Genomic DNA, 12,063 nt, shown 5'->3' with positions numbered 1-12,063 from the left:
TGCCTAGCCGAACAACTCGCTCATCGACAAATACCGCTCGCCGCTGTCTGCACAGATGGCGAGCACTTTTTTATGCGGTCCCAACTGCTTTGCTACTTTCAGCGCAGCAAAGACGGCTGCCCCGGATGACGGGCCGACGAGGATGGCTTCTTGTCTGGCTAATGCCCTCGTCATCTCCAGCGCCTGTTCATCCGTAATCTGGACGATCTCGTCGTAAATCTGCGTATTCAAGGTTTGGGGAATAAATCCCGGGCTGGTCCCGACCACTTTGTGCGGCCCTGGCTTGCCTCCGGATAAGACGGGCGAACCGGCCGGTTCTACGACCGCGATGTGCAGGTGCGGCAGATGCTGACGCAGGACTTCGCCTGTCCCGGTGATGGTGCCGCCAGTCCCGGCTGTAGCCACAAACCCGTCAAGGGAGCCATCCATTTGCTGAAGGATCTCCCGCGCAGTCGTCAAGCGGTGGATGTCGGGATTCGCTTCATTTTCAAATTGCATCGGCATGAAGCTGTTCGGGACTTCACGCAGCAATTGCTCTGCCTTGCGAATCGCTCCGGGCATTTTTTCATCGCCCGGCGTGAGCACGACCTCTGCTCCGTAAGCCTGCAGCAGCTGGATGCGTTCACGGGTCATCGTGTCGGGCATGACGATGATCGCCTTGTAGCCTTTGACGGCTGCGGCCATCGCCAATCCGATTCCCGTATTGCCGCTGGTCGGCTCGATGATCGTCGCCCCAGGCTTCAATTGGCCGCTGGCTTCTGCAGTGACGATCATGTTGTATGCCGCACGGTCTTTCACGCTGCCGCTGGGATTGAACTTCTCCAACTTTACATAGACATCAGCCATTTCGGCGCTCACCAGCCGACGCAATCGAACAACGGGTGTCTGGCCGATCAGTTCACCCATGTGGGCTGCTATTTTCATAGTTAATCGCACCTTTGTAAGAGATGATGTGTTAATCCATTATAACATATCGGAATTTACGGATTCTAGCTTCTTCGACAAATCCACCGCCAGCATGGTAAAATGAAAGTCGTTTGACCGGCAGCATGCAAGCCGTTATCCCGGCTGCCGGAATTGTGGGAGATTTGGAAAAATGATCGAGATCACAAGCGATCCATAAGGAGTTATGCAGCGATGTCGAGGTACTCAGGCAGCCAACTATACGAGAAGTACGGGATTCCGGCCAACGCCGTGATTACGGTCAGCGGAACCGTCGGCGTGGGCAAGTCTACTTTTACGCGGGCGCTGGCCAATCAGCTGGGCTTTCGCGTTTCGCTTGAAAAAGTAGACAACAACCCGTATTTAAACCGGTTTTACGAGGATTTAAGCCGTTGGAGCTTCCATTTGCAGACCTTCTTCCTGGCTGAACGCTTCAAAGAACAAAAGCGGATGTTTGACTACGGAGGCGGATTCGTGCAGGATCGCTCCATTTATGAAGACACGGGGATTTTTGCCAAAATGCTGCACGAACAGGGCCATATGACGGATGAAGATTACGATACATACACCAGGCTGTTCGAAGCGATGGTGATGACGCCTTACTTTCCCCACCCGGATCTGCTGATCTATCTGGAGGGGAGCTTCGAGGAAGTCGTTCAGCGTGTCAGAGAACGGGGACGGCCGGCGGAACAGCAGACCCCGATTGCTTACTGGGAGGATTTGTATCATCATTACGAGCGGTGGATTGACAGTTTTTCCGCCTGCCCGATTTTGCGGATCAACATCAACGAATACGATGCTCTCGGCTCCGGCAGCTCCATGGAGGTGGTCCTGTCACGGGTGGCGGACAAGTTCAGGACGTTTCGGGAACTGCGCCGCTAGCCCTTTGCCCGGTGCTTTTTTTGCGGGCCGAGCAGCTCTCGCCACTTCCGGCACCATCTGCCGCTGTATACGCTGGTGAACAACCCCAACGCAATCCCGGCAATGACGTCAATGACGTAATGGTAGCGCAAATAGACAGTTGACAGCAAAATGCTGGCGACAAGCGGAACGTACAACCAAAGCCAGCGGGGCCGATAGACTGCGATAAAGTAAAGCATGACAAGCGAGACGGCTGTATGCAGGGAGGGGAAGGCATCGCGGGGGATGTTGAGGTCGCCCGGCAGTACCAGATTCTGCTGGGCTGCCGTGACCAGCCCGCCGGCCAGCGAGATGCTGTAGGTTTGCTGCAGGGTATAGTAAGGGCCGACCGCAGGAATGAGCAAATAGCAGAAGTACCCGAGATAAAACGTAAACAGCACACTCGCTGTATATTCGGTAACTGCTTTTTTCGACAAAAAATGCAGCAGCACCATTGTCACGAAGATCAGCGGGAACCAGGCCATGTACGCAAAACTGAAGCAATCTGTGAGCAGCGGGTGAACGAACTGCTGCAGCCAGATGGTTGGCTGTACCCCGAAGAGCCAGCGGTCGGCATGAAGCAGCCAGTCATCTCGGTCAAGGGGCGAGAAGAGCGGAACGTAAAAATTGAGCACGCGGTAGATGAACAAGAGCAGACAGAATGGCAGTACGAGCCGCGTCAGGATAAGCGTGTGGCGCATCCCCCACCGCAGGTCCCGATGTTTCCACCAGCCCACGGCTAGAAGCAGCGCCAAACCAGCCCCGAAAGCTTTCGGCAAAAAGGCGCGGTAGACATCCCAAACCCAGCGAACCGGGTGCCAATGCCAGTTTTGTTTTTGCTGCTTCAGGTCTGCCAGATCGGCGTACAAAAAAAAGACAGCGAGTGCGAATAAAGAGAAAAGAAGCCCTACACACTCATACAGTTCCACCTTTTTCAGACCGTGCCAGATAGCTCTCATCGCAATCCTCTCGTCGGAGTTAATGGCAGAGCAGCCGAGTACGGCAAAGCGGGAAACGACTGCTCCCCCAACAGTTTGCACGAGAGCGGCCGCCCTCATTCGCGCTTGCTGCAGCGAGCGAAGGACATGCTGGAGAGGTATGGTATAATGGAAAAATGAACCTGAACCCAAGGAGCGAGATAGGTAATGGGAGATGCTTGGTTTGAACGGAGTTTTCGCGAGGATTACCTGCTGGTGTACCAACATCGCGACGAAGCCTCAGCGGATCGAGAAATTGGAAATTTACTGGAAAATTTGCCGATAAAACCTACTGGCAGGGTGCTCGACCTGTGCTGCGGCAGCGGGCGTCACTCGCGGGCCTTGGCACGCCGCGGCTACGAAGTGGTTGGCGTAGATCTGTCGCCGGTGCTCTTGGCCCTGGCGGAAGAACACAATCCATACCCCAATCTTCGTTACGTACAATGCGACATGCGGGAGATCCCGTTCGAGAATGAATTTGATATCGTCGTCAATTTGTTTACCAGCTTTGGTTACTTCGACACCGATGAAGAAAGCTGCATCGTGGTGAGAAATATGGCCAGGGCGCTGAAGGTCGGCGGAGAAGTCTTGATCGATTATTTGAACCCTGCTTATGTACGGGCACATCTGGTCCCTGCTTCAGAGCGGGAAATCAACGGCTTGCTGATCGAAGAAAAACGCTGGATCGATGCTGGCTATGTCAGGAAGGAGATCGTCATACGGGATCCGGAGTCAGCGGAGCCGCGCCGCTATATGGAGCAGGTCCGCTTGTTTGAAGCGGCAGAGATCAGCGGTATGCTGGAGCAGGCTGGCCTTCGCCTGATGCAGCTGTACGGTGACTATACATACGCCCCTTACGAACGTGAACAATCGCCGCGGATGATTTTTTTCGCCGTCAAAGAATAGGCGTCCTCGATCGTTCAATTGTTGTGACTAACCGCTGCGGTCGCTGAATAGGATAGAATTATCTTTACGTCCGACCGTAGGGGGGATGGCATGGTATGGCGAAACTGTCGATCGAACAGATTTCGTGTTACTTGTATAAAGTTCCGGGATGGCGCTTAACGGAGAACAAGCAGGCACTGGTTCGAACGTTTTCATTTCCCGACTTTCCGTCGGCTCTCCGAATGGTCAACAGGCTTGCCGACCATATGGAAGGGGAGGATCATCTCCCGGAGGTCAACGTCAAGGGTTCGGACATTACCTTTACGCTGTCCACCGGCCACGCAAACGGATTGACGGGAAAGGATTTTGCCCTGGCGCAAAAGATAAACCGACTGACACAAGCGGTCACAGACGCAGTATAAAGCACCGGTCTTGGTGCTTTTTTTGCGCCTTCGGGCAAAAAGCGCAGCATGCCGGTAACAAATCAGCAAAAAGATGGTAAGATAAGAGAAGTACCGTTGGGAAGGGGGAAGAGGGGTGGCAAGTACCATCCCCTTGGAGGATATGGGCGACTACGTCAACCAAAATAAAGAGACATTTGATCGGCTAGGAACGTCTGCCACTGAAGTGGAAGAGTTGGATCATATGGCGAAGCTGGCGCTGCCAGGATTTCAAATGTTATTGGCCGGCGGACGTGTGCTCGATGTAGGCTGCGGAGTCGGGATTGATTCCCTGCGGTTGAAGCGGCACATGTTGGATGTGCAGGGATTGGATATCAGCGAAGTGATGCTGGCGGAGGCCAAGCGGCTCGTGGCCGGCGTTCCCTTTTGGCAAGGAGATTTTCGCGCGCTGCCGTTTGAGCCGGACAGTTTCGACGGAGTATGGGCGAATGGCTCGCTCTTCTACGTGACGACGGCCGATCTGCGGCAAACGCTGCAGGAGGTGCGGCGCATTTTGAAAACAGGCGGTGTGTTCTTCGCTTCCTATCTGCAGGGGGAAGATGAATTCTACCGCAATTCGCTCTACCACCGCTGCTACCGCCCTGAAGAATTGGAACAGTACTACCGGGAAGCCGGATTCAAGACGTTCGACCAGTCACTAGAGACCAGCGGAAACAAGTACGTGTGCATTTTGGCAGTCAAATAGAGGAGGACGCCGATGGAAATCCAGACGCATCAGCAGCTGCTGCATACGCTGCAGGAGCAATTTACAGACAGGCCCGCACAAATCACCTTTACCCAGTGGGAGGGTGAAGAGGAAGACGAAACCGTGACGGAATTTCAGGCGGTGCTTAAACAGGTGTCCTTGACAGAGGGGGATTTTGCGGGAAAGGATCTGTTTCTGCTCTTTGAGGCAGAGGGAGAGCAAGTGCTCGAACTTTTGATGGAAATCCCTGCGGAGGAAGAGGATCTGGGGGTGCTGGATGGCGGACAGCTGCGCATCTTCGGCACCGAAGCGGAGCTTGTGATCGAATAGCGAAACAAGTCATCAAGAACCGTCGATTTCATGGTTGAACTGCACCCCAATTGTTAGACACAACAATGGGAGTTGCAGTTCAGGTGCCGGATCGCCGGCCCGACCGAGCATGAATGCCTCCAGATCTTTGCGTTCAGGGGCGCAGGTGCTGTTGAACTGCCTGCTCCGGGATTGGGGAAACTTAATTACGATCCTTATCTGCAAAGTTTGGCGAAGATTCATCCGCATATTCCGCTTGTCATTGAGCACCTGGATGAGGCGGAGATTCCGCGGGCAAAGTAATTTCTCGAAAACAAATGAAAGGAAAACGGCTGTTAAGTACCGGCCGAACAGACGAAGACCGTTCCGATATGAAGTCGGACGGTCTTCCTTTTGCCTTTATCTCACCTGGCTCGGAGCGTAGAACTGCTGGTGTTCCTTGCGGTGGGCGCGCCGCTGTTGGCGAAGCTTGAAGCGTTCGGGAGCGCTGTTAAAGTGGAACTTCTCTTCTTCCGTTTCCGGGTAGACGGGCGGGACGGGGATCGCCTTCCCGTCCTTGTCGACGGCGACAAAGGTCAGGTATGAGGTGGCTGTTAACAGCCGCTCGCCGGTTAACAGGTCTTCGGACTCAACTTTCACAAAAATTTCCATCGACGTTTTGTGTGTCCACGTGACAAAAGCTTCCAAACTGATCGCTTGCCCGACGCGGATCGGGTTTAAAAAGTCCAGGCTGTCCGTCGATGCGGTGACGACACCTTGGCGGCAGTGGCGCATGGCGGCGATGCTGGAAATCCTGTCGATGTAGGCCATCACTTTGCCGCCAAAGATGGTGCCGTGAAAGTTGGTATCCGGGGGAAAGACGATGTCGGTCATGTAGGTCCGGGAACCACTTATCGGTTTTGCTTGCATGATTCTCTCCAATCCTCTTTCATAATCTCGGTTTTCTCTTTCCAGGACGATCCTATTCTACCCAACTCTGCCCGGTTTCACAACATCCAGGCCAGCTTCCCTGCCTTGAGCAGCTCTTCCGCCCTGGCTAAGTCCGGATGCATTTCCCTGTCGTGGTCGAGGCGGCTGATCACCTGGCGCAGTTCCTTGTAGGCGCGCTCTGTGCCACGACCCATTGTTCCCTCGCCGAAATCGAGTGCCTGTGCCGCTGCCAGATACTCAATCGCCAGTACACGGAATACATTGTCCACCACGGTTCTCAGTTTGCGGGCGGCTGTGGTGCCCATGCTGACGTGATCCTCCTGATTGGCCGAAGACGGGATGGAGTCTACCGAGGCGGGGTGGCACAGCACCTTGTTCTCGGAGACGATCGAGGCAGCCGCGTACTGTGCGATCATGAATCCGGAATGAAGGCCGCCTCTTTCTGTCAGAAAGGCGGGCAGTCCGCTTAGCTGCGGGTTGACCAGTCTTTCCGTCCGCCGCTCGGAAATATTGGCCAGCTCCGCTGTGGCAATGGCCAGAAAATCAGCGGCGAAGGCCATCGGCTGACCGTGGAAATTGCCTCCTGAAATCACGTCACCCGTATCCGGAAACAGAATGGGATTGTCTGTCACACTGTTGCATTCACGCTGTACGGTTTGCCAGACGTGCTCCAGCGTATCCCGGACGGCACCGTGAACCTGCGGGATGCAGCGCAGACTGTAGGCGTCCTGTACGCGCAGCTCTCCCTGTCCGCTGGTCCGCGTGCTTCCCTCCAGATGTGAGAGCAGCCGGCTGGCGGTCGTTTGCTGGCCGGGATGGGAACGGACGGACTGCAGCTGCGGATCAAACGCCTTCGGGATTCCCCGCAGCGCCTCCACGGTCATCGCGGCGATCACTTCCGCGCTTTCCACGGCGATCCTGGCGTCGTACAGGGCCAGGCTGAGCAGCGCGGTCATCGCCTGCGTTCCGTTGATCAAGGCGAGCCCCTCCTTGGCTTCGAGCCGAATGGGCGACAGCCCGGCGGCACGCATGGCATCGGCTCCGGGCAAGCGTTTCCCTTTGTGGACTGCCGCACCTTTTCCCAGCATGACCAGGACGAGGTGGGCGAGCGGAGCCAAATCTCCGCTGGCGCCAAGCGAGCCTTGCTGCGGGATGACCGGGTGCACCCCGCGATTGCACATCTCCACCAGCAGTTGAATCGTCTCCAGCCGGATGCCGGAGAAACCTTTGGCCAGAGCGTTCACCCGCAGCACCATCATGGCGCGGACGACTTCCTCCGGATAAGGATCGCCCATTCCGCATGCATGGCTCATGATCAGGTTTTCCTGCAGGCGGCTGACATCATCACGGGAGATGAGGACATCGGAAAATTTGCCGAAGCCGGTCGTGATTCCGTAGACCACCTTTTGTTCATCTACCATGTTCTCCACCATCCGGCGCGAACGCTGGATACGGGCGATCGCCGTGTTCGTCAGCGCAATTTGCGCATGCTGCCGAGCGACTGCGGTGACCTCCTCAATTGTCAATCGATCTCCTTGCAAGGTAATCATCTTGATTCCTCCTCATCATTATCTTGTCTTAAACGGCAGGGAAACTTGTCCGCCGTACCGCGTCTATAAGCGGCTTGATTGCTTTAGCAGAGCAGAGAACCCAAAAAAGAAGAGGTTAGGAACGAATTCCTAACCTCTCAACATGGGCCAATATGCGGTTTTTACCAATGGTATGCCGCTTCCTATGCATTTTTCCTTCCCCGCTTTTCAGATCTTACCCTTCATTGTAATACACCTTTTCCAGACGTCAATGGCCTTTTGCGATGTCCGGCCCGTTTTTCTCGAACGGCGGGTGTCGTTGAAGGCGGCGGCCTTGGTTTTCCTTTTGTCGATAGGATAAAATGCAGAATTTGCTTCAACGAAAAAAAAGGGCACAGGCATTTCGTGATAAATAGGCAAGTGTCGTTTCTTGCAAGGGGTAAATGTCATACCATGTACTGTGTTAATAACCAGAAAGGATGTGTTATCGCGTGGAACATAAAAAACCGGTACCGCCGCCGGAGTCCGTAACGCCTCCGCCACCGCCCAAACATCATAAGGTGCCGCCCAATATACCGCCTAACATTCCACCTAACATACCGCCCAATCTGCCTCCCAACCCGCCGCCCAAACATCTCAAAGAACCGATGCGGCCGATCAATCCGCCGCCACCGCCGCCGCCGATGAAACCGCCCAAACACGAGAAGCCGGTCATGCCGAAACCGAAAGTGGAGGTAGACATCCACATTTACAAGTATTACTTCCATATGGACCAAATGCAGTACTACGAATACAAATGCCACAAACACCGCCACCATCCGAAAAAATACCGGATGTACTACAAACACTACATGCACCATCGGGACCGCATGTATCATTACTACTCGAAGTGCTACGGCATGGACAGCAGTTCGCACTACTCCGGGCACCGCTGGGGCCGCTGCGCCTGTTCCTCGTCGTCAAGCAGCCGTGGATAGCAGGTCAAGACGCCGCTCTTTTTACCGAGTTGGCGTCCTTTTTTCTTTTTGGCTTTGGCAGGGAAACGTCTGAATGAATCCTGAATTTTTACAGATAATTGAAGTACCGGAGTCGTCCACTGTGAATCGATCGGCAATTCGTGAAGCCTTTTTTCACCAGATCATGTATAATAGGAGAGATAAACAATGATTGCGGAAGCGGAGGGACTGAATATAAGGGAGAGGAGAGGAGCTGAACTTGACTCACACCACGTTTCAAATCACCACAAACGTCTGGGCGATCCTCACTTACGAGGATGCCTGGAACAGCTATATTAACAACTATGTGATCGCAAAAGGCAACCGTTTTGTACTGATCGACACTAATTTGCGCAAACACCGTTCCTATGTCCAACAGGCCTTGCAAGAGATCGGCGCGGTAAACGACGCCATTGAATGCGTGTACTGCACCCATCGGCACCCCGATCACATCGGAAACGTCGAGATCTTTCCATCCCGAAACAATTGGATACACCTGGACGATTTTTTTGAACTGGACGATTTCTCCCAGACTCTGTTTGGCCATACCTTTACCGGGAGCAAGGGAAAGGTGCCGCACTTGTTTTTCCATCAGCTCCCTTCACATACGGCAGGTTCCGTTGCCTTTTTTGACCCGGAGAGCAAAGTTTGTTTTACAGGGGATCACCTCAGCTTTTACGGGGAACCGCTCGGAGCGGGCATCGGTTACGAAGCGGAAAGACGAAGTGCCTTTCTTAAATTTGTTAAAAAATGGAAAATCAAGCATCCGGATAAAGTGAAAGGATTTGCCGAGGGCATCCGGCTGCTTTCCCTCTGGCCGAGCGAGTACTTGGCGACTGGACACGGCACTGTGCTGAAAGGGGAGATCCAGGAATTTTTGCGGCAAGTGCTGCAAGTGGTAACTACATAGAAAGAGACCTCACCCTGCATGGGATGAGGCCTGTTTCGTCCATTCTTCCAGCCGCTTCTCCAACTGGCCCCGGTGCAAATGCATCGTCCGAGAGTAGGGAAGGGCAAAGATTTGTTTAATCTGCCAGACCGCCTGCTGGTAATCCCCTTTGGCGGCGGAGATTTCTGCCTGACAGAACAGTCGCAGCTCTTTTTGCCCCCTTTTTTCCGGCAAAATGCGCAGTGCTTCAATCGCGCCTTGCACATCGCCGAGCCGGGCATGGGCGCAGATGACAACACCCAGCGCGCCCATCAGTCTGCGGTCCCGTTCAAATACGCGAAAGGCTACATCCAGCGCCTCTTCGTATTTTCCGGAGTAGAAGTAGACAGTGGCCAGATTGTAGAACAAGTAGTGAACCATCGCTTGATTAAACAAAGTGGGAGTCTCCTTGCAAGCAGTCAACCCCTCAACGATGAATTTTTCCGCCCCTTCATAATTGCCTGCCATTATTTCGCACGTCGACTTATCCAGCATTGCGACGGTACGGGAACGGTTTTTTTGGTAAGACTTTTCCAGCCACCGCATCAGGCGGTCAGGGTTCTTTTTCCACAAAAGGCCCATGTATTGAAAGCGAAAAGGCCAGTGTAAGCGCAAAAATGCGACAAGCAGTACAGCCGCAACACCGCTCAAAACCGAAACGGCATTAAAATCCAGCAATCCCATAAGGGTGCGCACATCCTTTCCAGTCGAGGGAATTCTATTTCGTACCCGCCGGGCGGGAGATGGTCACAGTATGCCTGGCTGGGCCAAGTACAGGTAGAGGGACATAATCCATCTTAACACAGATGGGAGTTTTGCTGTAGTAGAAGAAATTGTCCTTATTTGACGAGACGTGGAAACGCGGAAAACGTTTCAGGGAGCAGTTCAAGATACTGCCCGATATGGTATAATAGAAGTTATGTACTGATTCTACTTATAAGGAGCGTCATGGATGGAAAAGTTGAATGAGAGTCTGCTCGAATTGATTACGGAAACGTCAACCAATCTGCCGCCTGATGTGCGCCGCGCGATAAATGAAGCGAAGCGCAAGGAAGACGCAGGTACGCGTTCCGCCCTGTCTCTCTCCACCATAGCAACCAATATTACCATGGCGGAGGAAAACGTCTCGCCGATTTGCCAGGACACCGGGATGCCTACTTTTGAAATCAAGACACCGGTGGGCGTCAACCAGATTACGATTAAAAAAGCGATCCATGAAGCAGTGGCCAAAGCGACCAAATTGGGCAAACTGCGGACGAATTCCGTCGATTCGCTGACGGGTGAAAACACCGGGGACAACCTGGGTCCGGGTACTCCGGTGATTCACTTTGAACAGTGGGAAGAAGAGGATATCGAGATCCGCCTGATTCTAAAAGGAGGCGGCTGCGAGAACAAGAACATTCAATACTCGCTTCCCTGCGAGCTGGAGGGGCTTGGCAAAGCAGGGCGCGATCTGGATGGAATTCGCAAGTGCATCCTGCACGCGGTCTACCAGGCGCAAGGCCAGGGCTGCAGCGCCGGTTTTATCGGAGTAGGGATCGGCGGCGACCGGACATCCGGTTATGCCTTGGCCAAGCACCAGTTGTTCCGCCGGGTAGACGACGTAAATCCGAATCCGAAGTTGGCTGAACTGGAAGCGTACATCATGGACAAGGCAAACGAATTGGGCATTGGCACCATGGGCTTTGGCGGCAACACCACCCTGCTCGGCTGCAAGATTGGCGTAGAAAACCGACTGCCGGCCAGCTTCTTCGTCTCTGTCGCTTACAACTGCTGGGCTTTCCGCCGCCAGGGTGTGCGCCTCGACGCGAAAACAGGGGAAATCAAGCAGTATCTGTACAAAGACGAAGTCGTTCCGATGGACACCAGTGCAGCGGAACCAGCCAGCACACAAGAGCGGCGCGAAGTCGTGCTGCAGGCGCCGATTTCCGAAGAGCAGATCCGCAGCCTGAAGGTGGGTGATGTCGTCATCATCAACGGATTGATGCACACCGGACGCGATGCGCTGCACAAGTATTTGATGGATCACGACAGCCCGGTCGATCTGAACGGCGGCGTCATCTACCACTGCGGTCCTGTCATGCTGAAAGACGAGGCGGGAGAGTGGCATGTGAAGGCAGCCGGACCGACAACGAGCATCCGCGAGGAGCCGTATCAGGGCGATATCATCAAGAAATTTGGCATCCGCGCCGTCATCGGCAAGGGCGGCATGGGGCCGAAGACGCTGAAGGCATTGGAAGAGCACGGAGCCGTCTACCTCAACGCGATCGGCGGTGCCGCCCAGTATTACGCGGACTGCATTGAAAAAGTGGAAGGCGTCGACCTGATGGAATTCGGGATCCCGGAAGCGATGTGGCATCTGCGGGTGAAAGGCTTTGCTGCCATCGTCACAATGGACGCCCACGGCAACAGCCTGCACGCTGATGTCGACAAGAGCTCGAAGGAAAAGTTAGCCCAATTCGCCGAGCCGGTCTTTCAATAATGTTCAAAAACCTTTGGAGGTTGAAAAAGTCTCCAAAGGT

13 protein-coding genes are annotated in these 12,063 nt (G+C 54.2%); 8 read left to right on the top strand and 5 right to left on the bottom strand.

Annotated features, from left to right (window positions below):
- Positions 1-3: 3 nt before the first annotated feature.
- Complete coding sequence (gene cysK, locus HGBM_RS04005) at positions 4-924, bottom strand: cysteine synthase A (RefSeq protein WP_019119804.1); 921 nt, start codon at positions 922-924, stop codon at positions 4-6.
- A 213-nt stretch (positions 925-1,137) separates the two neighbouring features.
- Here cysK and HGBM_RS04000 point away from each other — a divergent pair, with 213 nt between their 5' ends.
- On the top strand, positions 1,138-1,824 hold the full coding sequence (locus tag HGBM_RS04000; protein WP_019119803.1) for a deoxynucleoside kinase: 687 nt from the start codon (positions 1,138-1,140) through the stop codon (positions 1,822-1,824).
- Here the strand turns inward: HGBM_RS04000 and HGBM_RS03995 are convergent.
- Positions 1,821-2,882 carry a phosphatase PAP2 family protein gene (locus HGBM_RS03995; RefSeq protein ID WP_161605010.1) on the bottom strand — a complete coding sequence of 354 codons (1,062 nt, stop codon included), beginning with the start codon at positions 2,880-2,882 and terminating at the stop codon, positions 1,821-1,823. The two genes, HGBM_RS04000 and HGBM_RS03995, sit on opposite strands and share 4 nt — an antisense overlap.
- A 105-nt stretch (positions 2,883-2,987) precedes the next feature.
- On the opposite strand from HGBM_RS03995, the gene HGBM_RS03990 reads away from it, so the two are divergent.
- From HGBM_RS03990 to HGBM_RS03975, 4 genes are all read left to right on the top strand, one after another.
- On the top strand, positions 2,988-3,725 hold the full coding sequence (locus HGBM_RS03990) for a class I SAM-dependent methyltransferase (RefSeq protein WP_019119801.1): 738 nt from the start codon (positions 2,988-2,990) through the stop codon (positions 3,723-3,725).
- Positions 3,726-3,820: 95 nt separating this feature from the next.
- Positions 3,821-4,126, top strand: a complete 306-nt coding sequence (locus HGBM_RS03985) for a 4a-hydroxytetrahydrobiopterin dehydratase (RefSeq protein ID WP_019119800.1) — start codon at positions 3,821-3,823, stop codon at positions 4,124-4,126.
- Positions 4,127-4,241: 115 nt separating this feature from the next.
- The gene (locus tag HGBM_RS28750; RefSeq protein ID WP_019119799.1) at positions 4,242-4,850 is read left to right on the top strand and encodes a class I SAM-dependent methyltransferase; all 609 of its coding nucleotides are present in this window, start codon (positions 4,242-4,244) and stop codon (positions 4,848-4,850) included.
- 12 nt (positions 4,851-4,862) lie between these two features.
- Positions 4,863-5,180: a hypothetical protein gene (locus tag HGBM_RS03975; RefSeq protein WP_019119798.1), complete on the top strand. Its 318-nt coding sequence runs from the start codon at positions 4,863-4,865 to the stop codon at positions 5,178-5,180.
- 378 nt (positions 5,181-5,558) lie between these two features.
- Here HGBM_RS03975 and HGBM_RS26560 read toward each other — a convergent pair whose 3' ends face one another.
- Together HGBM_RS26560 and hutH are read right to left on the bottom strand one after the other, a co-directional pair.
- Positions 5,559-6,068, bottom strand: a complete 510-nt coding sequence (locus HGBM_RS26560; RefSeq protein WP_019119796.1) for an acyl-CoA thioesterase — start codon at positions 6,066-6,068, stop codon at positions 5,559-5,561.
- A 77-nt stretch (positions 6,069-6,145) separates the two neighbouring features.
- Positions 6,146-7,639 (bottom strand): histidine ammonia-lyase, encoded by a 1,494-nt coding sequence (gene hutH / locus HGBM_RS03960; protein WP_019119795.1) that lies wholly within the window; start codon positions 7,637-7,639, stop codon positions 6,146-6,148.
- A 470-nt stretch (positions 7,640-8,109) separates the two neighbouring features.
- On the opposite strand from hutH, the gene HGBM_RS03950 reads away from it, so the two are divergent.
- Positions 8,110-8,595: a hypothetical protein gene (locus tag HGBM_RS03950; protein ID WP_026074192.1), complete on the top strand. Its 486-nt coding sequence runs from the start codon at positions 8,110-8,112 to the stop codon at positions 8,593-8,595.
- Positions 8,596-8,833: 238 nt separating this feature from the next.
- Positions 8,834-9,523, top strand: coding sequence for an MBL fold metallo-hydrolase (locus tag HGBM_RS03945; RefSeq protein WP_019119793.1), 690 nt, complete (start codon positions 8,834-8,836; stop codon positions 9,521-9,523).
- A 9-nt stretch (positions 9,524-9,532) separates the two neighbouring features.
- Here the strand turns inward: HGBM_RS03945 and HGBM_RS03940 are convergent, their stop codons facing one another.
- A complete protein-coding gene (locus HGBM_RS03940) occupies positions 9,533-10,225 on the bottom strand; it encodes a tetratricopeptide repeat protein (protein ID WP_019119792.1) in 693 nt (230 codons plus the stop codon).
- Positions 10,226-10,493: 268 nt separating this feature from the next.
- Here HGBM_RS03940 and HGBM_RS03935 point away from each other — a divergent pair, with 268 nt between their 5' ends.
- Positions 10,494-12,023, top strand: coding sequence for a fumarate hydratase (locus HGBM_RS03935; RefSeq protein WP_019119791.1), 1,530 nt, complete (start codon positions 10,494-10,496; stop codon positions 12,021-12,023).
- The last annotated feature ends 40 nt before the right edge of the window (positions 12,024-12,063 follow it).

Source organism: Brevibacillus massiliensis (assembly GCF_000311785.1).
Lineage (GTDB): Bacteria > Bacillota > Bacilli > Brevibacillales > Brevibacillaceae > Brevibacillus_C > Brevibacillus_C massiliensis.
Note: the sequence above shows the minus strand (reverse complement) of the source record. Positions and strands in the feature narration are given on the sequence as shown.